Origin of the sequence: Rathayibacter sp. VKM Ac-2801 (assembly GCF_009834245.1) — a bacterium.
Taxonomy (GTDB): Bacteria; Actinomycetota; Actinomycetes; order Actinomycetales; family Microbacteriaceae; genus Rathayibacter.
On record NZ_CP047183.1, the window covers coordinates 2,806,853 to 2,827,673 of the forward strand.

Here is a 20,821-nt window from a genome sequence, read left to right on the forward strand (position 1 = left end):
CAGCGGCCGCTCCGGAGCGGCGCCCGGCGAGCGCGGGCTCGATCGGCCTGGTGCTCGGGTCGGTCGCGAGCGTGCAGCTGGGCGCCTCCTTCGCCGTGCTGCTCTTCCCCGCCGCGGGGCCGATCGGCACCGTCACGCTCCGGCTGGTGTTCTCGGCCGTCGTGCTGCTCCTGGTCTGCCGTCCGCGGCTGCGCGGTCACAGCCGGAGCGACTGGGCCACCGTCGTCGCCTACGGTCTCGCCCTCGGCGGGATGAACGCCTGCTATTACGAGGCCATCGCCCGGATCCCGCAGGGCGCCGCCGTGACGCTCGAGGTGCTCGGGCCGCTGGCGCTCTCGGTGATCGCCGGGAGGAGCGTGCTGAGCCTGGTCTGGGCGGTGCTCGCGCTGGCCGGAGTGGTGACCCTGTCGCAGGGCGGGTTCTCGGCGCTGGACCCGGTCGGCGTCGGCTTCGCACTGGGGGCCGCGGTGCTCTGGGCCGCGTACATCGTCTTCGCCGGCCGCACCGGCGGGCGGTTCCAGGGGATCGACGGGCTCGCGCTGGCGCTGGCGGCCGGCGCGATCGTCTCGCTGCCGTTCGGCCTCGTCTCCGCCGGGCCCGCCCTGGTGGTGCCTCCGGTGCTGCTGCTCGGGCTCGCCGTCGCGGTGCTCTCCTCCGCGGTGCCCTACGCGCTCGAGCTGCTGGCGCTGCGGCGCCTGCGGTCGTCCACGTTCTCGATCCTGATGTCCCTCTCCCCCGGGGCGGCCGCGCTCTCGGGCTTCCTCGTGCTCGGCCAGCGCCTCAGCGCCGTCGAGGCCGTCGGGATCGCGCTCGTGGTCGCCGCGAGCATCGGGGCGGTGCGGACCGCACGGACCTCCGTCTGAGCGGCAGTTCTTTTGTTAGGCTAACTATGTGCCATCGACCGAGACCCCGCAGACCGACCTTCCGCTGACGTCCCTCGCGGGCGAGGTGCGGGCAGCGGTCGGCCGGCTCGGGCGGCGGCTGCGGCAGGAGAAGGCCCAGCACGAGCTCAGCGACCCGCAGTTCAGCGTGCTCGCGCTCCTGCACCGCGAGGGCGCGAAGACCCTCGGCGAGCTGGCCGAGGCGGAGCGGGTCCGCCCGCCCTCGATGACCCGCACGGTCGGCTGCCTGGTCGACGAGGGACTCGTGGAGCGACTCGCCGACCCCGCCGACGGCCGCGTCACCCGCATCCGCCCCACCGGGGCGGGCACCGCGCTGGTCCTCGACGTGCGCCGCAGCCGCGACGCCTGGCTGGTGGCGCGCCTGCAGGAGCTCCCTCCCGAGGACCTGCGCCTGCTCCACGACGCGGCGGCGGTCCTGCGCGCGGTGGCCGACCGATGAGCGCGATGTTCCGCTCCCTCGCCGTGCCGAACTACCGCATCTGGTTCGCGGGTGCGATGGTCTCGAACGTCGGCACCTGGATGCAGCGCACGGCCCAGGACTGGATCGTGATCAACGATCTGACCGACCACGACGCGACGGCGCTCGGCGTGACCATGGCGCTGCAGTTCGGACCGCAGCTCGTGATGGTCCCCTTCTCCGGCTTCATCGCCGACCGCTTCGACCGACGCAGGCTCCTGATGGCCACCCAGGGCGCGATGGGCGCGCTCGGGCTCGGCCTGGGGCTCATCGTCGTGACCGGGGTCGTCCAGCTCTGGATGGTCTACCTCTTCGCCCTGCTGCTCGGCTTCGCCGCAGCGATCGACGCGCCCGTGCGCCAGACCTTCGTCTCCGCGCTGGTCGAGGAGCGCGACCTCACCAACGCCGTCTCGCTGAACTCGGCCTCCTTCAACTCGGCGCGGATGATCGGACCGGCCCTCGCGGGCGTGCTCATCGCCGCGGTCGGCTCCGGCTGGGTCTTCCTCCTCAACGCCGCGAGCTTCCTCGCCGTCCTGCTCTCGCTGCGAGCCCTGCACCGCGACCAGCTCCGCAGCGCCCCGCGCGCCACCCGGGGCCCGGGCGCGCTGCTGGAGGGCTTCCGCTACGTGTCGAAGCGGCCGGACATCCTCGTGGTGCTCGCGATCGTGTTCCTGATCGGCACCTTCGGCCTGAACTTCCCGATCTTCGCCTCGACGATGGCGACGGTGGAGTTCGACATGGGGGCGAGCGAGTTCGGCCTGCTCTCCTCCGCCATCGCCGTCGGCTCGGTGCTGGGGGCGCTCCTCTCGGCTCGCCGCGACCGCCCGCGACTCCGGCTCATCGTCGGCGCCTCCGCCGCGTTCGGCGTCGCGCTCGCTCTGGCCGGCGTCATGCCGACGGTGTGGGCGTTCGCGATCCTGCTCCCCTTCGTCGGCATCGCGGCGCAGACGCTGATGACCTCGGCCAACGGCTACGTGCAGCTCTCGACCGCCCCCGAGATGCGCGGCCGGGTGATGGCGCTGTACATGGCGATCTTCGTCGGCGGCACCCCGATCGGCGCACCGCTGATCGGCTGGGTCGCGAACGCCTACGGCCCGCGCCAGGCGATGCTGGTCGGCGCCGCCGCCGGAATCGCGGCGGCCGCCGTCGGCCTCGCCTTCCACCTCCGCCTGCGCCGCGCCGCCCGGCTCGCGGCCCCCGAGCCGGAGGCCGTGCCCGCCACCGGCGGAGTCCCCCTGCTGCGCCCGCGCGCCTGACAGCGTCCGGACGCGCCTGGCAGCGTCCGGATCTGTACAGACGGCCACGAAGAACGTACAGTTGCCGCATGGTCACCATCTCCGTCACGGATGCGCGCGCGAACTTCTCCGACGTGGTCGAGCGATCCCACACCGAGGCCGTCTTCGTCGAACGGCGCGGGCGAGCGGAGGCCGTCGTCATCAGTCCCGAGCAGTACGAGCGGATGATGGACGCCCTCGAGGAGGTCGAGGACGTCCAGGCCTTCGACGCCGCGATGGCCGAGGAGGGCGACGACATCCCCTGGACCCAGGCCAAGGCCGACCTCGGCTGGGAATGACCGGCTACCGCATCGAGCTCCGGCCCGCGGCGGTCGAGGCCCTCCGGGGGATCGACCCGCGGGACCGGAAGCGGATCCAGGGCGTCATCGCGCTTCTCGGCGAGGATCCGCGACCGCCCAACGCCACAGCTCTGCGGGGGCGGCCGGGACTCCGCGTCCGCGTCGGCGACTACCGGATCGTCTACACCGTGGACGACGGCGTGCTCCTCGTCGTGGTCGTGACGCTCGGCCACCGCCGCCAGGTCTACGATCGGTGACGCCGACCGCCCTCAGGCCTCGCGGGTGATCTCGACGCGGACGAAGAGCTTCGACGAGCGCGGGCCGGCGAAGACGCCCCGCAGCGGAGCGATGTCGTTGTAGTCGCGGCCGCGCCCGACGATGACGTGGCGGTCGCCGATGTCGATCAGGTTCGTCGGGTCGTAGCCGCGCCACGCTCCTCCGCAGAACCACTCGACCCAGGCGTGCGACTCCCCCACCACGGTCTCGCCGATCTCGGCGTGCGGCTTGGGGTGCAGGTAGCCCGAGACGTAGCGCGCCGGGATGCCCACCGAGCGCAGCGCCCCGAGGACGATGTGCGTGATGTCCTGGCAGACGCCCTCGCGCGCGGTCCACGACTCCGTCGCGGTGGAGTGCACGCCGGTGACGCCCTGCCGGTAGGTCATCGCCCGGCCGATCGTCTCGGCGATCGTGAGCGCGGCCTCGCACGGGCCGGCCGCCTCGTCGGCGAGCGAGCGGGCCAGCGCCGAGAGGTCCTCCGGCGGCGCGGTGCGGTGGGTCTGCTTCGACTGCTCCACGTACTCGGTGCGCGTCTCGACCTGCTCGGACAGCTGCTCCCAGCCGGTCGGGTGGTCGGGGTGCTGCTTCGGACGGATCTCGACGAGCGAGGTCGCCGTCAGCGAGAGCTCGCGGTGGGCGTCGAGCACGTCGAACGACGAGACGCGGGTGCCCCAGTAGTCGGTGTAGGCGTGCACCGAGGTCACCGGCCGGATGTCGAGGTTCGAGAAGAGCACCAGCTGCCCGTCGGAGGAGGCGGGGAGCATCCGCGCCTCGTTGTAGGACGCGACCACGTCCCCCGCGTAGGTGAAGCCCGTGGTGTGCCTGATGCGCAGCCTGCTCACAGCGCCTCCCCGATCCAGCTCGGCATGACGTTGGTGGGGAAGTACCGCTGGCGGATCGCCTCGGACGCGGCCGAGGTCGCCTCCTGCACGCTGTCCATGTGCCGCGGGAGGTCCTCGAGGATGTCGGTGATCGGCCGGAACTCCAGCTCGCTGCGGATCCGCCCGAGGACGCGCTGGGCGTCGCCGGAGTGGCCGATGCGGCCGGTGCGCGGCTCGATGTCGCGCATGCACATCTCCGCCCGCGAGACCGAGAAGAGGATCGAGCGCGGGAAGAGCCGGTCCAGGAGGAGGAACTCGGCCGCGTTCCGCGCGCTCGGCACGCCCCGGTAGGTGCGCAGGTAGGCCTCGTAGGCGCCGCAGGAGCGGAGGATCGTGGTCCAGGAGGGGCCGCTCGCCTCGGTCAGCGAGCGGGTCGCGAGCAGGCGGGCGGTCATGTCGGCACGCTCGATCGAGCGGCCGAGCGTGAAGAACTGCCAGGCCTCGTCGCGCGAGGTCGCCGACTCGATGATGCCGACGGCGAGGGCGGAGCGCTCGCGCACCCAGCTGAAGAACTCCGAGACCCGCTCGCCCGAGACGCGGCGCGGCATCCGGGTGCGCGTGGTGTTGAGGCACTCCCAGAGCTCGGTCGAGACGATCTCGCGCGCGCGGCGGGCGTTCTCGCGGGCCGCGCCCAGCGAGTAGGCGATCGAGGCGGGGTTCGTGCGGTCGATCGCGAGGATCGCCAGCACGTCGGCGCGGGTGATCTCGCGCATGTCGTCGGGCGGGGTCGAGCCCATCACCGACAGGAGCGAGCGGCAGGCCGTGTCCTCGTCGATCCACGGGTCCTCGAGCAGGAGCTGGAGGTGCACGTCGAGGATGCGGGCGGTGCCGTCGGACCGCTCGATGTAGCGGCCGATCCAGAACAGCGACTCGGCGATCCGGGAGAGCATCAGTCGTCCTCCCCCGCCGCGAGCGTCTGCTGCTGCTGCTGGTCCTGATCGGTGTTCGGCGCGTCCTGCGGCGAGTGGTCGGGCGTGTGATTGAGCGGGTAGACGATCGGGATGGAGCTGGTGACCGCGGCCTGCTCGGCGACCAGCGCCTGGATGTCGCGCGCCTCGGGCTCGGCGCTGCGCGCCTCCTCGAGGCCGACCACCCAGGTGTCCTTCGATCCGCCGCCCTGCGACGAGTTGACGACGAGCTGCCCCTCCGGGAGCGCGACGCGGGTCAGGCCGCCGGGCAGCACCCAGACGTCGGTGCCGTCGTTCACGGCGAAAGGCCGCAGGTCGGCGTGCCGGGGGCGCATCCCGTCGTCGACGAGGGTGGGGATGGTGGAGAGCTGCACGACCGGCTGCGCGATCCAGCCGCGCGGATCGGCCTGGAGGCGGGAGCGCAGCTCCGCGAGCTCCTTCGCCGAGGCGGCCGGCCCGACGACCAGGCCCTTGCCGCCGGAGCCGTCGACCGGCTTCACGACGAGCTCGTCGAGGCGGTCGAGCACCTCCTCGAGCGCTCCCGGGTCCTCCAGGCGCCACGTGTCGACGTTCTTGATCACCGGCTCCTCCGAGAGGTAGTAGCGGATGAGGTCGGGCAGGTAGGTGTAGACGAGCTTGTCGTCGGCGACGCCGTTGCCGACCGCGTTGGCGATCGTGACGTTCCCGAGGCGGGCCGCGAGCATCAGACCGGGCGAGCCGAGCATGGAGTCGGCGCGGAACTGCAGCGGATCGAGGAACTCGTCGTCCACGCGGCGGTAGATCACGTCGACCCGGGTCGGGCCGGAGGTGGTGCGCATGAACACCTTGCCGCCCGTGCAGAACAGGTCGCGGCCCTCGACCAGCTCGACGCCCATGAGGCGCGCGAGGAGGGTGTGCTCGAAGTAGGCGGAGTTGTAGACGCCCGGGGTGAGCACGACCACGGTGGGGTCGTCGACGCCCTCGGGGGCGGAGGCGCGCAGGGCCTGCAGCAGCTTGTTCGGGTAGTCGCCGACCGGGCGCACCCGCATCGAGACGAACAGCTCGGGCAGCGTCTGCGCCATCACCCGGCGGTTCGAGATCACGTAGGAGACGCCGGAGGGCACGCGGACGTTGTCCTCGAGGACCCGCCAGCCGCCCTCCTCGTCGCGGATCAGGTCGATCCCGGACACCTGGATCCGCACGCCGTTGGCGGGCACGATCCCCGCGGCCTGCCGGTGGAAGTGGCTGGAGCTCGAGATCAGCCCGGCGGGGATGACGCCGTCGGCCACGGCGTTCTGCGGGCCGTAGACGTCGGCGAGGAAGGCCTCGAGAGCACGGACCCGCTGCTTGATGCCGGTCTGCACCTCGTTCCACTCGGCGCGCTCGATCACCCGGGGGACGGCGTCCAGGGGGAACGGCCGCTCCTCCCCCGCGAAGTCGAACGTGACGCCCTGCGCGAGGTAGGAGGAGGCGAGCGCGTCGGTGCGGCCGCGCAGCTCCTCCTGGGTCATCCGCGCGAGCGAGGAGTAGATGTCGCGGTAGGCGCCGCGGACCCCGTCGAGGCCTCCGGTCGACGCCACGTCGGCGAACATCTCGTCCCAGGGGGTGGCGCCCGTGTGGGGCCGCTCGACCTTCTGGGACCCGTATCCGTCGAAGAGGTCACCCATGGCACGACTCTAGTGCGGGGCGTATTGCGGGGATGTTTCGAGGGGCCGCAGGGCGAGCGGGGGGTCGGCGACGTCCGGGCCCGGCACCGGAGCCCTCCTCCGACAGGTCGGCGGAGGCCCCGCCCTCCTCGGGAATAGATCCGCCCGCACGTGGTTGAATGAGGATGTACATGCAAACGCATGGACCAGGCCCCACCGGGCCGGAGGACAGAAGGAGCGCCTGATGCAGTTCGGCATCTTCACGGTCAGCGACATCACGACCGACCCCACGACCGGACGGACCCCGTCCGAGTCCGAGAAGATCCAGGCGACCCTCGCGATCGCACTGAAGGCGGAGGAGATCGGCCTCGACGTCTTCGCCCTGGGCGAGCACCACAACCCGCCGTTCTGGTCCTCCTCCCCCACCACCACGCTCGGCTACCTCGCCGCGAAGACCGAGAAGCTGCAGCTCTCGACCGCGATGGCGCTCATCACCACGAACGACCCGGTGAAGCTCGCCGAGGACTACGCGATGCTCCAGCACCTCGCCGGCGGCCGTGTCGACCTGATGCTCGGCCGCGGCAACACCGGCCCCGTCTACCCGTGGTTCGGCAAGGACATCCGCCGCGGCATCGAGCTGACGATCGAGAACTACGATCTGCTGCACCGCCTGTGGACGGAGGACTTCGTCGACTGGGAGGGCCAGTTCCGCACTCCCCTCCAGGGCTTCCAGTCGACCCCGCGCCCCCTCGACGGCGTCGCGCCGTTCGTGTGGCACGGATCGATCCGCTCGCCGCAGATCGCCGAGCAGGCCGCCTACTACGGTGACGGCTTCTTCGCGAACCACATCTTCTGGCCCGCCTCGCACACCCAGAAGATGGTGCAGCTCTACCGCCAGCGCTTCGAGCACTACGGCCACGGCACCGCCGACCAGGCGATCGTCGGACTCGGCGGCCAGATCTTCATGTCGCGGAACTCGCAGGACGCGGTCTCGCAGTTCCGCCCCTACTTCGACAACGCCCCCGTCTACGGCCACGGCCCCTCGCTCGAGGACTTCACGGAGCAGACCCCGCTCACGGTCGGCTCCCCGCAGCAGATCATCGACCGCACCCTCGGCTTCCGCGAGTACGTCGGCGACTACCAGCGCCAGCTCTTCCTGATGGACCACGCGGGACTCCCGCTGAAGACCGTCCTGGAGCAGATGGACATGCTCGGCGAGATCCTTCCCGCCCTGCGCGCCGGCTTCGCCGAGGGCCGCCCCTCGCACGTCCCCGACGCCCCCACCCACGCCTCCCTCGTGGCCGCGCGCGACGCGCAGCCCGCGGCCGAGCCCGTCACCGTCTAGTCAGGAGCTCTCCATGGACACCCGCAGGATCACCGTCCTCTCGGCCGGCCTCAGCCAGCCGTCCTCGACCCGGCTGCTCGCCGACCGCCTGGCCGACGCCGCCGAGTCCTCCCTCGCCGAGCAGGGCTTCGCCGTCGAGCGGAGCGTCGTCGAGCTGCGCGACCTCGCGCACGACGTCACGAACAACCTCCTCACCGGCTTCGCGAGCCCGGCGCTGCAGACCGCGCTCGACGCGGTCGCCGGTGCCGACGGCCTGATCGCCGTGACGCCGATCTTCACCACCAGCTACAGCGGGCTCTTCAAGTCGTTCGTCGACGTGCTCGACACGGAGGCGCTGCGGGGCCTGCCCGTGCTGCTGGCGGCCACGGGCGGGTCCCCCCGCCACTCCCTGGCCGTCGACTACGCGATGCGGCCGCTCTTCACCTACCTGCACGCGGCGCCCCTGGCGACCACCGTGTTCGCGGCGACGGACGACTGGGGCGGCGCCACCGAGGACGGCCGGGCCCTGCCCGGACGGATCGAGCGCGCCGGACGCGAGCTGGCCGACCAGGCCGCCCGATCCTCCCGCTCGGGCTCCGCGCCCGACCCGTGGGCGCTCGACGGCACGTTCGAGGGGATGCTCGGCCGCCGGGGCTGACCGGCGCGGATCGGCCGCTCTTCTCATAGAACGGCCGATCCGTCCAGCAGTGAATCCGCGGCTACCGCGGAGATACCCTCCCTGCGGGAGCCTGCCGTGGCCCCCGGAAGGAGGCCGACATGGGCCTGAACAGCAAGGCGCTCCCGGCGGGCGCCGTCGACCTCTCGCCACTGCGCCGGACGGTCCTGGACCGCCGGCGCTTCCTCGGAGCGCTCGGAGTGGCCGCCTCCGTCCCGGTGCTCGCGGGCTGCGGCTTCGCGCCGGCCGGCCCGGCCGCCGATGCCGGCAGCGACACCCTGACCTTCACCACCTGGGGCACCGACGCCGAGCTGGCCGGCTTCCAGCGGGCGATCGACGCGTTCCAGTCGGCGAACGCCGGCGCCACCGTGACCCTCAACGCGGTCCCGTACGAGCAGATGTTCACCAACATCGACGCGCAGCTGCAGGCGGGCAATCCGCCGGACGTCTTCCGGGTCCCGTACTACACGTTCGGCAGCTACGCCGGGCGCGACCAGCTCCTCGACCTCTCGTCCTACCTCGACTCCGACGTCGCCGACCGCTTCACAGAGGCGGCGTGGGCCGCGGTCCAGAGCAACGGCAGCCCGTTCGGAGTCCCCCATCACACCGACACCTCACTGATCCTCTACAACACGCAGGTGCTGGCCGACGCCGGGATCACCTCGTTCCCCTCCTCGCCCGAGGAGGCGTGGACCTGGGAGGAGTTCACCGAGGTCGGGCAGAAGCTGCGCGCCTCGCTCCCCGCCGAGCGCTACCCCTTCGCCTACAACTGGCAGGGCAACGGAGTGACGCGCTGGCTGAGCCTGCTCTTCCAGGCCGACGGCCGCTTCCTCACCGAGGACCTGTCGGGTCCGGCGATCGACTCCGCCGCCGGCCGCGCCGCGATCGACTTCAGCCGCAGCTTCTTCACCGACGGCCTCGTGCCGCCGAGCAGCTCGGTGCAGGCGACCACCTACGCCAGCGACCTCTGGTACTCGCAGACCACCGCGATGACCTTCGCCGGCGCGTTCCTCATCCCCGACGCCGACTCCACCCTCGACTTCGAGTGGGGCGCCACCTACTCCCCGCGCAACGTCCGCGGAGGCGGCGACTTCGGCGGCAACGCCCTCGTCGCGACCAAGGCCGCGAAGAACCCGGAACTGGCCGCCTCCTTCCTCGCGTTCGTGACGGAGGAGGAGGCGATGCGCGACTTCTGCGCCGGCGCCTCCCTCCTCCCCACGCGCCGCGACCTCACGGAGTCGGGCATCGAGTTCGCCGTGCGCCCCGAGCTCGCCGAGGTGTTCCTCGGCCAGGCGGGCACCGTCCAGGCGTCCGACTCGGCGCAGGTCGCCTCGCCCGACATGGCCGCGATCATCACGGTGCTCAAGGAGCAGCTGGAGCAGGCCTTCGTCGGCGGGCGCAGCACCGAGGACACCATCGCCGGCCTCACCTCCGGCATCGCGGCCGCGACGCAGTGAGCCGGTCGGTCCTCGCGCCGGAGGCGGTGACCGCCCGCCCCCGGCGCACCTCCCGCGCCCCCGCCCGCGAGACGGCGGCCGCCTACGCGTTCCTCGCGCCGAACCTGCTGATGCTCGGCCTGTTCGTGTTCGTCCCCCTGGGCGGCGCGTTCCTCATCGGCTTCCAGCGCACGAACGGCTTCGGCGACGGCGTCTTCGTCGGGCTCGACAACTACGCGCGCCTGCTCGGCGACGGCCTCTTCTGGCGCTCGACGCTGAACACGGCGCTGTTCACCCTGATCGTCACCCCGCTCTCGATGGCACTGGGCCTCGGCGCGGCGGTGCTGATGAACTCGGCGCTGCCCGCGCGGCCGGTGTTCCGCAGCATCCTCATCCTGCCGATGGCGGTCTCCGGCGTGGCGACGGCGCTGATGGGCGTGCTGATCTTCGACGAGAACAGCGGCGTGCTCGACGGCATGCTCCAGACGATCGGCCTCCCCCGCATCGCCTGGCAGTCCGGCGGAGCGGCGGCCTTCGCGTCCGTGGTGCTCGTCACCCTGTGGTGGCGCACCGGCTTCAACATGCTGATCTACCTGGCGGGGCTGCAGGGGGTGAACCCGGCGCTCTACGAGGCGGCCCGGCTCGACGGAGCGAACGCGTGGCAGCAGTTCCGGCACGTGACGCTGCCGCTGGTCGGCCCGTCGTCGTTCTTCCTGCTCATCCTCAACGTCATCTACTCGTTCCAGGTTTTCGACATCGTCTTCGTGCTGACCGGCGGCGGGCCGCAGAACGCGACGTCGGTGCTGGTGACCTACGCCTACGACACAGGGTTCGTCACCCGCGACCAGGGCTACGCCGCGGCCATCGGCATCGTGCTGCTGATCCTGACCATGATCTTCACCGCGGTGCAGTGGCGCACCAACCGCTCGAGGGACCTCGTCGAATGATCCGCACCTCGCGCACGGCGCGCCTGCTCCGCCTCGCCCTCGCCCTGGGCGTCTCGGTGGTCATCGTCTTCCCGCTGTACTGGATGGTCGTCGTCGCGTTCTCCTCGCGGTCCGAGCTGCTCGGCGGCACCCTCCGCCTCTGGCCGCGCGAGCTGACGCTGGTCAACTTCGAGCGCGTGTTCTCGTCGTTCCCGGTGGCGACCTGGTTCGGCAACTCCCTCGCGATCAGCCTGGTCACGGCACTGATCACCGTGACGATCAACCTGCTCGGCGGCTACGCCTTCGCGCAGCTGCGGTTCCGCGGATCCGGAGTGCTCTTCCTCCTGGCCCTGTCGACGCTCACCCTGCCCGTGCAGGTGATCATGGTGGCGCTGTTCCGGCTCGTCACCGACCTCGGGCTCTACGGGAGCTACTGGGCGGTGATCCTGCCGACGGCTGCCTCGGCGTTCGGACTGTTCCTGGCGCGGCAGTTCATCCTCGCGATCCCGCGGGACCTCGTCGAGGCGGCCCGGATCGACGGCGCCGGACACTTCCGCGTGTTCACGGCCGTCGTCCTCCCGCTCTCGAAGCCGCTCATCGCCGTGCTCTTCTTCATGTCGCTGCTCGGGTCCTGGAACGACTTCGCCTGGCCGCTGATCGCCCTGAAGGAGAACGCGCTGTTCACGCTCCCGATCGGCCTGCTCTTCCTCCAGGGGCAGTTCGGCAGCGACTACGGAGCGACCATGGCGTTCGCCCTGGTGAACGTCGTGCCGATGGTGGTGCTGTTCCTGGTGTTCCAGCGCTACTTCGTGCAGGGCTTCGCGCGCAGCGGCCTGCGCTGACCCGGCCGACCCGGGCACGCCCGGCGCCACGCCCGACAGCTGTCGGACGACCGGCGCATCGGACCGACCACCGGCCGTATCGGTGCGCTGAGCGGCCATTCGTCCCCCGTCCGGGTCGGCCGGTGTCAAGACCCGCCTCGCCGCTTCCCGGGGGGCGGCGGCCCGCGATACCGTCTGTGCAGGCGACCTCCTCCTCGGGTGCGCCGGTCGAGCGGAAGGCGGGACATCGTGGGTGCCGTCGCCGCCAATGCCGCCAAGCAGAAGGTCGCCGGGCGCTACTACCTCATCGAGCGGATCGGCTCGGGCGGGATGGGCTCGGTCTACCGGGCGCGCGACGAGGGCGTGCAGCGCGACGTCGCCGTGAAGGTGTTCCGGGCCGAGGCCTCGAACCCGGAGGACGTCGCCCGCCAGGAGCGCGAGGTGCGGATGCTCAGCTCCTTCGCCCACCCCGGCATCGTGAACCTCTTCGACGCCGGCCTGCACAACTTCGGCGGCGAGATCCGACGCTACGTCGTGATGGAGCTGGTGGCCGACCCGACGATGGAGGCGCGGCTCGAAGCGGGCCCCCTCCCTCCGGCCGAGGTCGCCGCCATCGGCACGCAGCTCGCCGAGGCCCTGGCCTACCTGCACGAGCGCGGCGTCGTGCACCGCGATGTGAAGCCCGCGAACATCCTGGTCAGCGAGGTCGCCTCCAGCGGCTACGCCCGCACCGCCAAGCTCACCGACTTCGGCGTGGCCCACTTCATGGACGGCTCCCGCCTCACCAGCGACGGCATCGTCATCGGCACCGCGAGCTTCGTCAGCCCGGAGCAGGTCGCGGGCGAGCCGATCAGCGGAGCGAGCGACGTCTTCTCCCTCGGCCTGGTCCTCCTCGAGGCGATCACCGGTCGCCGCGAGTACTCGGGCACCGTCCTCGAGGCGGCGATCGCCCGCCTCCACCGCAGCCCCTCCGTGCCCGACACCCTGCCGGCGGAGTGGCGAGCGCTGCTGACCTCGATGACGCAGCGGGACCCGGCGCAGCGGCCCTCTGCCGACGAGGTCGCGCACAGCCTCCGCGGCGGGATGGCGGCGGGGTCGGCTGCGGCCGCGCCGACCGCCTCGGACTCGCGCGCGGCACGGGTCCGGCGCTCCGTGATCATCGGCTCGAGCGTCGTGGGCGTCGGCGCGATCGCGGCGCTCTCGTGGATGCTCGGAGCGCTCGCCGGTCGCTGATCGACCGGGCGCGGGGCTCTAGGCCTCGCCGGGGAACGCGGGACGGAGCACGATCCGGGTCCAGGCGCCCACGTAGATCCGGTCGCCCTCCTCGACCTCGCGGCGCTGACCGGCGGCGATCGGCGACTGCGGGAGCGGCGCCCCGGCCGGCGCGAGGTAGGTGCCGTTCGCCGACTGCAGATCCTCGACCCACCAGCGGTAGCCGTCGGTGCTCAGCTGGCAGTGGCGCCGCGAGACCCCGGAGTCGGATCCGCAATCCACCTGCGGCGAGATGCCGCGGGAGACGGACGGGCGGCCGACGAGGAGGGTGCGCTCGCGGAGGACGACCGTGGCGGGCGGGCCGGGCGAGGGCATCGGATCGTCGGCGCGCTGCTCGGCGTACCACTCCGGGTCGACCCAGAGCTCGGCGATCCACGGACGATCCGGGCCCGCGGAGGGGGTGGAGGGGCGGGCGGACCCGGTGGCCGGCGAGGACGCGGCCTCCTCCTCCGGTGCGGCGGTGCCGGGTGCCGCCTCCGGTGCTGCGGCCTCCGGGATCACCTCGGTCGCCGGAGCGGCGGGCGGCGCGGTCGCGACGGGGGTGTCGAAGCCGGCCTCCTGCTCCGGGACCAGCTCGGTCGGAGCCGCGGGATCGGCCTGCGGCGCGGGCGCCTCGCCGAGGTGCTGGGCCGGGTCCCCCGACGGCGTCGCGGAGCCGCCGACCTCGCCCGGTGCGCGGACGGCGCCGGAGGAGGTGAACGGATCGGCCTCGGGGAGGGAGCCGGTCGTGAAGTCGTAGCCGCAGTTCTCGCAGAACAGGGCGCCGGCCTCGTTCGGGAACGAGCAGTGCGGGCAGACCGAGGGGCCGGTCGGGATCGCCGTGGTCGGTGCGGCGGGAGCGGGCGACGGGGCCGCAGCGGCACCGATGGGCGCCCCGCAGACGTCGCAGTAGTCGCCGGACTGCGAGGTGTGCCCCTCGGGGCAGCGGAAGCTCACTTGCGCACCCGCGTGGTCTTGGTCGACGCGGTGTCCAGCGCCATCTCGTCGAGGCGGTCCACGCCGCGCTTGAGGCGCACGGTGCCCTCGTTCGGGTTGTCGATCTCGACGACCTTCCGCAGCTTCGCGGTCGCCTCGTCGTTCCCGGTGACGGAGGCGAGCTGCACCGCTCGCCCGAGCTTGACCGTGGCGGTCGCCTCGTCGCCCCGGGCCTTGGCCGCGAGCCCGTCCTGGATCGCCGAGGCGAGCTCGGTCTGGCCCGTGTAGTGCGCGACGGCCGGGTCGATGCGGGCGGTCAGGGCGGAGTCGTCCGTCCAGCGCGCCTTCACCAGGGCGGAGGCGACCACCTCGTCGCGCACGCTGAGCTGCACCCGCGCGGCGAGCTGCTCCGAGCCGACGGGCTTCGACGCGACCCGGACCGCCACGTGGTACTCCCGCGACTCGTCGCCCCAGGCGCCGGTCGGGTAGGCGCCGGTGAGCGGGTTCACGGCGTTCCGCCGGGAGCTGAGGTCCTCGAGGTTCGGCGCGACCTGGCGGACGAAGAGCAGCTGCGCGCCCTGCGGAGTCCAGACGCGGAGCTCGCCGTTGGCGACTCCCCGGCCCATCGACGCCCGCATCAGCGACTCGAAGTCGGCGGCCATGTCGGCCGGGTTCGCGATCAGGCCCACGGTGCCCAGCAGGGCGCTCGCGATGGTGCGCGCCTCCTCGACGATCCAGCGGGAGCCGACGCCGCGCACGTCGCACTGGAAGTCGCCCGACGCCGCTCGGATCGCCGCGTCCAGCTGCATCCGCGACTCGTGCTCGTTCTTGCCGTCGGTGAGGAGGATCGCGTGCCGCTGGGTCGCCTCCGGGACGGTCGCGAACAGCTGGCGGGCGAGGGTCAGCCAGGTGCCCATCGCGGTGCCGCCGTCGGCCTGGAGGTAGCCGATCGCCTCCTTCGCCGCGGCGCGCGCCCCCGGCTCCATGCGGACCATCGAGACGGTGGCGTTGGGGTACGGGAAGGCTCGGTCGGCGCGCTCGGATCCGGCCACGACGGCGAAGAACGCGCCGTCCAGGATCTGGTCGACGGCCACGGCGGCGGCGCGCTTGGCGGCGGTCATGTTCTCGCCGGTCATCGATCCGGAGCAGTCCACGATGATGATCTCGGCCGCGGCCCCGTCGGACCCGGCGACCCCTGTGCCGGCCGCGGTCACCGTGACGATGGCGTGCACGTCGGTGGCGCCGTCCGAGAGGAACTCGTTCTGGAAAACACTCGCGCTGAACTCCGCCATTCCGGCAGTTTACGGGGACGCCCGGCCCGAGCGGCCCTCCATCGCCGAGGATCGGCCGGGCATCGCGGCCCCACGCCTGCACGACAGCTGTCGGGGCGGGCGGAGGCGGGGCGACCGCCGCCGGAGCGCCCCCGTCAAGCCCGCCGCGGCCGGACGCCGCCGGTGCCAGGGTGGAGCCGTGCCTCCCTGGACCCTCGCCCTCGCCAGCGGCGCCATCGGCGGCGCCACCCTCCTGATCGGCGCCGCGCTCGCCTGGTTCGTGCGCGTGCCTCCGAAGCTCACCGCCGCGATCTCGGCGTTCGGAGCAGGAGTGCTGATCTCGGCGCTCGCCTACGAGCTCGTGCAGGAAGCGGCGGACGACGGCGGACTGCTCCCGACGATCCTGGGGACGCTCGCGGGAGCCGTCGTCTTCGTCGGAGCGGACGCGCTGCTCACCCGCGCCGGCGCGGGGAACCGCAAGAGCGCGAAGGGGTCGGGCGGAGGAGGCGGCGCGGCGATCGCGGCCGGCGCCCTGATCGACGGCGTCCCGGAATCGATCGTCCTGGGCCTCTCGGTCGCCCAGGGCGGCGCGGGGGCGGCGATCAGCGTGCCGATCGTCGCCGCGGTCGCCATCTCGAACCTCCCCGAGGGCCTGTCCTCGACGGTCGGCATGAAGGCCGACGGCCGCTCCGCCCGCTACGTCTTCACCGTCTGGGGCGGGATCGCCGCGATCTCGGCCGCCGCGGCGATGGTCGGCTTCCTGGTCTTCGCCACCGCACCGGGCGCGGTCGTGGCCTTCGTGACGACCGTCGCCGCCGGCGCGATCCTCGCCATGATCTCCAACACGATGATCCCCGAGGCGTTCGACCGCGACGACGTGCTCACCGGGCTGTACGCGGTCCTGGGATTCGTGACGGCGTTCGCGCTGCACAGCGTTTCTTAGAGCGCCGCTCCCTGCGCGGCGCTCCGCGGTCGGCTCGAGCAGAGGGTTGCGTACCGAGGAGCGGGGCGCGGACGGCGACGCGGATCCGCTGGAACGCGGATCCCCGGATACGCCTCGCGAGAGCGCCGCTCCCTGCGCGGCGCTCCGCGGTCGGCTCGAGCAGAGGGTTGCGTACCGAGGAGCGGGGCGCGGACGGCGACGCGGATCCGCTGGAACGCGGATCCCCGGATACGCCTCGCGAGAGCGCCGCTCCCTGCGCGGCGCTCCGCGGTCGGCTCGAGCAGAGGGTTGCGTACCGAGGAGCGGGGGACGGACGGCGACGCGGATCCGCTGGGACGCGGATCCACGGATACGCCTCGCGAGAGCGCCGCTCCCTGCGCGGCGCTCCGCGGTCGGCTCGAGCAGAGGGTTGCGTACCGAGGAGCGGGGGACGGACGGCGACGCGGATCCGCTGGGACGCGGATCCACGGATACGCCTCGCGAGAGCGCCGCTCCCTGCGCGGCGTTCCGCGGTCGGCTCGAGCAGAGCCTCGCGTTGCGAGGAGCGGGGGACGGACGGCGACGCGGATCCGCTGGGACGCGGATACACGGATACGCCTCGCGAGAGCGCCGCTCCTTGCGCGCTCCGGAGGGGAAGTGAGGTGTGCGATCTGCAGGGGATCCGGAGGCATTGCGGCGCCTCATGCCGAGGAGAGCGCTCCCGAGTGAAGATCACCTGCAGATCGCACGCCCGGGCGCTCGAGCGGGGCGCGGTCAGCCGCTGAAGGCGGTGAGGGCGTCGTCGAGGATGCCGAGGCCGCGGGCGACCTCGGCGGGGGTGATGACGGCCGGCGGGACCACGTGGATCCGGTTGTCGGCGGTGAAGGGCAGGAGGCCGCGGGACAGCAGGTCGGCCTTGAGGCGGGCGACGGAGACCGCCGGCAGCGGGGTGCGCGCGGCTCGGTCGGTGACCAGCTCCAGCGCCCAGAAGACTCCGGAGCCGCGGACCTCGCCGATCAGGTCGTGCTTCGCCTCGAGCGCCGCCAGGCCGGGGGCCAGGTGCTCCGAGCCGATGGTGCGCGCGTTGTCGACGATCCCCTCCTCCTCCATCGCCTCGAGAGTCGCCACGACGCTCGCCGCGGCGAGCGGGTGGCCGGAGTAGGTGAGGCCACCGGGGAAGACCCGCTCGTCGAAGTGGTGGGCGATGGGATCCGAGATGACGACGCCGCCGATGGGCACGTAACCGGAGTTGACGCCCTTCGCGAAGGTGATCAGGTCGGGGCGCACGTCGAAGGCGTCGAAGGCGAACCACTCCCCCGTGCGGCCGAAGCCCGCCATGACTTCGTCGAGGATCAGCTGGATGCCGTACCGGTCGGCGATCTCGCGGACCCCGGCGAGGTAGCCGGGCGGAGGCGTCAGCACGCCCGCGGTGCCGGGGATGGTCTCGAGGAGGAACGCGGCGATCGACTCCGGACCCTCTGCCTGCACCACGCGCTCGAGGTGGTGGAGGGCCCGCTCGCACTCCTGCTCGAGGGTCTCGGCCCAGAACTCGCTGCGGTACAGGTACGGCCCGAAGGCGTGCACGTGCCCACGGGAGTACTCGTTGGGGATGCGGCGCCAGTCGCCGGTGGAGACGATCGCTGCTCCCGTGTTGCCGTGGTAGGAGCGGTACAGCGAGACGACCTTGTCGCGGCCGGTGAACAGCCGCGCCATGCGGATCGCGTTCTCGTTCGCGTCCGCGCCGCCGTTGGTGAAGAACACCTTCTCCATGCCGTCGGGCGCCCGCTCGGTGATCAGGCGGGCCGCCTCGGCGCGGGTCTCGTTCGCGTAGGCGGGGCCGACGGTGGTGAGAACGCCCGCCTGCTCCTGGATCGCGGCGACGACCTTCGGGTGCTGGTAGCCGATGGTGACGTTCACGAGCTGGCTCGAGAAGTCGAGGTAGCGGGTGCCGTCGACGTCCCAGACCTCGGCGCCGAGGCCTCCCGCGATCGGCAGCGGGTTCAGCGCGCCCTGCGCCGACCAGGAGTGGAACACGCGGGACCGGTCGGCGGCGGTGACCGAGGCGTTGTCGCGGACGGTGGGGGCGGTCGAGGACGTCATGGTCTCCATCGTGCCGCGCCCGCCTCGGGAGTGGGCGTGCGGATCCGTCGATCCGCGGACCCTACGATGGACGGAACGTCGAAGGGAGCCGCGCATGAGCGCGACCGTCCGCGATCTGCTGGCCGAACCGGCCTTCCGCCTCCGCGTGCTCGCCGGCGTCCACGACGAGGCCGACCTCGACGCCCCTCTGGTCTGGGCGCACTCCTCGGACCTCGTCGATCCGACGCCCTGGCTCGAGTCGGGGCAGCTGCTGCTGACCGACGGCGTCCACTTCACCGGGCACGACAGCGCCGAGTTCTCGGAGGAGTACGTCGCCCGGCTGCGCGGCCGCGGCATCCGCGCGCTCGGCTTCGCCACCCGCATCGTGCACGACGAGGTGCCCGCCGCTCTCGTCGCGGCGTGCGAGCGCCAGGGCCTGCCGCTGCTGGAGGTTGCGGACCTGACCCCGTTCATGGGGATCATCCGGTTCGTCGCCGACGTGATCTCGCGGGAGCAGCGCGAGCGGCTGGAGTGGTCGCTGGAGGCGCAGCGGCGGGTCGCCCGCGCGGCGCTGCGGCCCGACGGGCTCGCGGCGATCCTCACGGAGCTGGAGCGGCAGCTGGACTGCTGGGTCGCCCTCTACGACGCGGCCGGGCAGAGGGTGCACCTGCCCACCCGGCTCGACGTGCCGGCGGAGGAGGCGGTCGCCGCGGCAGCGAGGCACGCGCTGACCCGCGGCAGCCGAGCGGGACTCCGACTCGACGACGGCGGCGGCGTGACGCTGCAGACCATCGGGCGCCGCGACCACCTGCGCGGGGTGCTCGCCGTGGGCACGGGCACGCCCCTGGACCCGGCGGGCAGCGACCTCGTCGCGAGCGTCATCGCGCTGGCGAGCATCGCACTGGAGCAGCGGCGCGCGCTGGACTCCTCCCGCCGGCAGCTGCGCTCCGGACTGCTCGAGCTGCTGGCCGCGGGAGCCTTCGACGTCGCCGAGAGCACGGCACGGCGCCTGGGGAGCCCGCTGCCCGCCGAACCCGTGCGGGTGGTCCTGCTGAGCGCGCCCGTGCACGGCGACTCGCTCCTCGACGAGCTGGAGGTCGTGGCGGAGGAGGACGGCGCGCGCCTCTTCTTCGCCGAGAGGGACGGCTCGCTCGTCGCCGTGGCCGCCGCCGACGGGCTCGAGCCGCTGACCGCCGTGCTCCAGCGGCACGGCGCGAGCGCCGGCGCCTCCGCCCCGATCGGCTGGTCCGACCTGGACCGGGGCCTCGAGGAGGCGCGGCGCGCCGCCGAGCGGACGGGAGATGGGCCGCTGGTCCGCTTCGAGGACGTCGCCGCCGAGGGGATGATCGGGCTCCTCGCCGCCGCCGGAGCCGCACCGCTCGCCCGCCGGATGCTCGCGCCGCTGCTGACCCCGGAGGGAGCCGTGCTGCTCGAGAGCGCCCGTGTCTGGCTCCGCCGCAACGGCGCCTGGGAGCCCGCCGCCCGCGACCTCGGCGTGCACCGGCACACCCTCCGCAACCGCATCACCGCCGTCGAACGCGCCCTCGACCTCGACCTCGACGACGTCTCCGCCCGCACCGAGCTCTGGACAGCGCTGGCGCTGTACTCATAGCCTCTCTCCTCCTTCGTCGTCGATCGGCCGCGGTCGGCTGGGGAAGGTGGTCGCGTACTGCAGAGCGGGTCACGTCCGCGCACGACCATCCGCTCGCACGCGGATCGCCGGTTGCGCTCGGCCGTGCCGGTGAGCCTCTCTCCTCCTTCGTCGTCGATCGGCCGCGGTCGGCTGGGGAAGGTGGTCGCGTACTGCAGAGCGGGTCACGTCCGCGCACGACGATCCGCTGCCACGCGAATCGCCGGTTGCGCTCGACCGTGCCGGTCAGCCTCTCCTCCTGCGTCGTCGATCGGCCGCAGTCGGCTCGAGAAGGTGGTCGCGGTATGCAGAGCGGGTCGCGTCCGCGCACGACCATCCGCTCGCACGCGGATCGCCGGTTGCGCTCGGCCGTGCCGGTGAGCCTCTCCTCCTGCGTCGTCGAACGGCCGCGGTCGGCCTGAGAGGGTGGTCGCGTTCTGCAGAGCGGGTCGCGACCGCGCACGACGATCCGCTCACACGCGGATCGCCGGTTGCGCTCGGCCGTGCCGGTGAGCCTCTCTCCTCCTGCGTCGTCGATCGGCCGCGGTCGGCTCGAGAAGGTGGTCGCGGTATGCAGAGCGGGTCGCGTCCGCGCACGACGATCCGCTCACACGCGGATCGCCGGTTGCGCTCGGCCGTACTGGTGAGCCTCTCTCCTCCTTCGTCGTCGATCGGCCGCGGTCGGCTGGGGAAGGTGGTCGCGTTCTGCAGAGCGGGTCGCGACCGCGCACGACGATCCGCTCACACGCGGATCGCCGGTTGCGCTCGGCCCTTCGGTGAATGACTGGTCCGGCTGAGCGGCTCCAGCAGGTGCGGAGCGCAACCGGTGATCCGCGTTGCAGCGGATCGACGTGCGCGGAACGCAGCACGCTCTACGAAACGGAACCACCCTTCCGCGTCGACCGCGGGCGATCGACGACGAAGGAG

At 72.6% G+C, this 20,821-nt stretch carries 19 protein-coding genes; 13 read left to right on the top strand and 6 right to left on the bottom strand.

Features of this window, described 5'->3' with window-relative positions; translation table 11 throughout:
- Positions 1-50 precede the first annotated feature (50 nt).
- The 5 genes from GSU45_RS13085 to GSU45_RS13105 all read left to right on the top strand — a co-directional run bounded on the left by GSU45_RS13085 (position 51) and on the right by GSU45_RS13105 (position 3,189).
- The gene (locus GSU45_RS13085; protein ID WP_244248115.1) at positions 51-863 is read left to right on the top strand and encodes an EamA family transporter; all 813 of its coding nucleotides are present in this window, start codon (positions 51-53) and stop codon (positions 861-863) included.
- A gap of 28 nt (positions 864-891) precedes the next feature.
- Positions 892-1,341 carry a MarR family transcriptional regulator gene (locus GSU45_RS13090; RefSeq protein ID WP_244248116.1) on the top strand — a complete coding sequence of 150 codons (450 nt, stop codon included), beginning with the start codon at positions 892-894 and terminating at the stop codon, positions 1,339-1,341.
- Positions 1,338-2,615 (top strand): MFS transporter, encoded by a 1,278-nt coding sequence (locus tag GSU45_RS13095; protein ID WP_159915496.1) that lies wholly within the window; start codon positions 1,338-1,340, stop codon positions 2,613-2,615. The genes GSU45_RS13090 and GSU45_RS13095 overlap by 4 nt, the downstream gene beginning before the upstream one ends.
- Before the next feature lie 68 nt (positions 2,616-2,683).
- Positions 2,684-2,932 (top strand): type II toxin-antitoxin system Phd/YefM family antitoxin, encoded by a 249-nt coding sequence (locus GSU45_RS13100; RefSeq protein ID WP_159915498.1) that lies wholly within the window; start codon positions 2,684-2,686, stop codon positions 2,930-2,932.
- The gene (locus tag GSU45_RS13105; RefSeq protein ID WP_159915500.1) at positions 2,929-3,189 is read left to right on the top strand and encodes a type II toxin-antitoxin system RelE/ParE family toxin; all 261 of its coding nucleotides are present in this window, start codon (positions 2,929-2,931) and stop codon (positions 3,187-3,189) included. The genes GSU45_RS13100 and GSU45_RS13105 overlap by 4 nt, the downstream gene beginning before the upstream one ends.
- A 12-nt stretch (positions 3,190-3,201) precedes the next feature.
- Here the strand turns inward: GSU45_RS13105 and GSU45_RS13110 are convergent, their stop codons facing one another.
- From GSU45_RS13110 to GSU45_RS13120, 3 genes are read right to left on the bottom strand one after another with little or no spacing between them, the layout of a single operon-like run.
- A complete protein-coding gene (locus tag GSU45_RS13110) occupies positions 3,202-4,050 on the bottom strand; it encodes a transglutaminase family protein (RefSeq protein ID WP_159915502.1) in 849 nt (282 codons plus the stop codon).
- Entirely contained in the window at positions 4,047-4,979 is a 933-nt protein-coding gene (locus GSU45_RS13115) for an alpha-E domain-containing protein (RefSeq protein WP_104276890.1), read from the bottom strand. The genes GSU45_RS13110 and GSU45_RS13115 overlap by 4 nt, the downstream gene beginning before the upstream one ends.
- Complete coding sequence (locus GSU45_RS13120) at positions 4,979-6,643, bottom strand: circularly permuted type 2 ATP-grasp protein (protein ID WP_159915504.1); 1,665 nt, start codon at positions 6,641-6,643, stop codon at positions 4,979-4,981. The genes GSU45_RS13115 and GSU45_RS13120 overlap by 1 nt, the downstream gene beginning before the upstream one ends.
- Before the next feature lie 223 nt (positions 6,644-6,866).
- On the opposite strand from GSU45_RS13120, the gene GSU45_RS13125 reads away from it, so the two are divergent.
- The 6 genes from GSU45_RS13125 to GSU45_RS13150 all read left to right on the top strand — a co-directional run bounded on the left by GSU45_RS13125 (position 6,867) and on the right by GSU45_RS13150 (position 13,038).
- Complete coding sequence (locus GSU45_RS13125) at positions 6,867-7,967, top strand: LLM class flavin-dependent oxidoreductase (RefSeq protein ID WP_159915506.1); 1,101 nt, start codon at positions 6,867-6,869, stop codon at positions 7,965-7,967.
- A gap of 13 nt (positions 7,968-7,980) precedes the next feature.
- On the top strand, positions 7,981-8,604 hold the full coding sequence (locus GSU45_RS13130) for an FMN reductase (protein WP_159915508.1): 624 nt from the start codon (positions 7,981-7,983) through the stop codon (positions 8,602-8,604).
- A 119-nt stretch (positions 8,605-8,723) separates the two neighbouring features.
- The gene (locus tag GSU45_RS13135; protein WP_159915510.1) at positions 8,724-10,079 is read left to right on the top strand and encodes a sugar ABC transporter substrate-binding protein; all 1,356 of its coding nucleotides are present in this window, start codon (positions 8,724-8,726) and stop codon (positions 10,077-10,079) included.
- A gap of 26 nt (positions 10,080-10,105) precedes the next feature.
- Positions 10,106-11,005: a sugar ABC transporter permease gene (locus GSU45_RS13140; RefSeq protein WP_244248117.1), complete on the top strand. Its 900-nt coding sequence runs from the start codon at positions 10,106-10,108 to the stop codon at positions 11,003-11,005.
- Positions 11,002-11,826, top strand: a complete 825-nt coding sequence (locus GSU45_RS13145) for a carbohydrate ABC transporter permease (protein ID WP_159915512.1) — start codon at positions 11,002-11,004, stop codon at positions 11,824-11,826. Before GSU45_RS13140 ends, GSU45_RS13145 begins: the two co-directional genes overlap by 4 nt.
- A 228-nt stretch (positions 11,827-12,054) precedes the next feature.
- On the top strand, positions 12,055-13,038 hold the full coding sequence (locus tag GSU45_RS13150; protein ID WP_159915514.1) for a serine/threonine-protein kinase: 984 nt from the start codon (positions 12,055-12,057) through the stop codon (positions 13,036-13,038).
- A gap of 18 nt (positions 13,039-13,056) precedes the next feature.
- Here the strand turns inward: GSU45_RS13150 and GSU45_RS13155 are convergent, their stop codons facing one another.
- Positions 13,057-14,013 carry an FHA domain-containing protein gene (locus GSU45_RS13155; protein ID WP_159915516.1) on the bottom strand — a complete coding sequence of 319 codons (957 nt, stop codon included), beginning with the start codon at positions 14,011-14,013 and terminating at the stop codon, positions 13,057-13,059.
- Complete coding sequence (locus GSU45_RS13160) at positions 14,010-15,284, bottom strand: VWA domain-containing protein (RefSeq protein WP_159915518.1); 1,275 nt, start codon at positions 15,282-15,284, stop codon at positions 14,010-14,012. The genes GSU45_RS13155 and GSU45_RS13160 overlap by 4 nt, the downstream gene beginning before the upstream one ends.
- Positions 15,285-15,462: 178 nt before the next feature.
- Here GSU45_RS13160 and GSU45_RS13165 point away from each other — a divergent pair, with 178 nt between their 5' ends.
- Positions 15,463-16,206: a ZIP family zinc transporter gene (locus GSU45_RS13165; RefSeq protein WP_159915520.1), complete on the top strand. Its 744-nt coding sequence runs from the start codon at positions 15,463-15,465 to the stop codon at positions 16,204-16,206.
- 753 nt (positions 16,207-16,959) lie between these two features.
- Here the strand turns inward: GSU45_RS13165 and GSU45_RS13170 are convergent.
- A complete protein-coding gene (locus GSU45_RS13170) occupies positions 16,960-18,285 on the bottom strand; it encodes an aspartate aminotransferase family protein (RefSeq protein ID WP_159915522.1) in 1,326 nt (441 codons plus the stop codon).
- Positions 18,286-18,379: 94 nt separating this feature from the next.
- On the opposite strand from GSU45_RS13170, the gene GSU45_RS13175 reads away from it, so the two are divergent.
- Positions 18,380-19,876 (top strand): PucR family transcriptional regulator, encoded by a 1,497-nt coding sequence (locus GSU45_RS13175; RefSeq protein ID WP_159915524.1) that lies wholly within the window; start codon positions 18,380-18,382, stop codon positions 19,874-19,876.
- The last annotated feature ends 945 nt before the right edge of the window (positions 19,877-20,821 follow it).

Coding starts and splice junctions, on each gene's coding strand:
- GSU45_RS13105 (WP_159915500.1), top strand. CDS start 2,929: ATGACCGGCTACCGCATCGAGCTCCGGCCCGCGGCGGTCGAGGCCCTC.
- GSU45_RS13095 (WP_159915496.1), top strand. CDS start 1,338: ATGAGCGCGATGTTCCGCTCCCTCGCCGTGCCGAACTACCGCATCTGG.
- GSU45_RS13100 (WP_159915498.1), top strand. CDS start 2,684: ATGGTCACCATCTCCGTCACGGATGCGCGCGCGAACTTCTCCGACGTG.
- GSU45_RS13130 (WP_159915508.1), top strand. CDS start 7,981: ATGGACACCCGCAGGATCACCGTCCTCTCGGCCGGCCTCAGCCAGCCG.
- GSU45_RS13160 (WP_159915518.1), bottom strand. CDS start 15,284: ATGGCGGAGTTCAGCGCGAGTGTTTTCCAGAACGAGTTCCTCTCGGAC.
- GSU45_RS13135 (WP_159915510.1), top strand. CDS start 8,724: ATGGGCCTGAACAGCAAGGCGCTCCCGGCGGGCGCCGTCGACCTCTCG.
- GSU45_RS13170 (WP_159915522.1), bottom strand. CDS start 18,285: ATGACGTCCTCGACCGCCCCCACCGTCCGCGACAACGCCTCGGTCACC.
- GSU45_RS13115 (WP_104276890.1), bottom strand. CDS start 4,979: ATGCTCTCCCGGATCGCCGAGTCGCTGTTCTGGATCGGCCGCTACATC.
- GSU45_RS13145 (WP_159915512.1), top strand. CDS start 11,002: ATGATCCGCACCTCGCGCACGGCGCGCCTGCTCCGCCTCGCCCTCGCC.
- GSU45_RS13175 (WP_159915524.1), top strand. CDS start 18,380: ATGAGCGCGACCGTCCGCGATCTGCTGGCCGAACCGGCCTTCCGCCTC.
- GSU45_RS13125 (WP_159915506.1), top strand. CDS start 6,867: ATGCAGTTCGGCATCTTCACGGTCAGCGACATCACGACCGACCCCACG.
- GSU45_RS13120 (WP_159915504.1), bottom strand. CDS start 6,643: ATGGGTGACCTCTTCGACGGATACGGGTCCCAGAAGGTCGAGCGGCCC.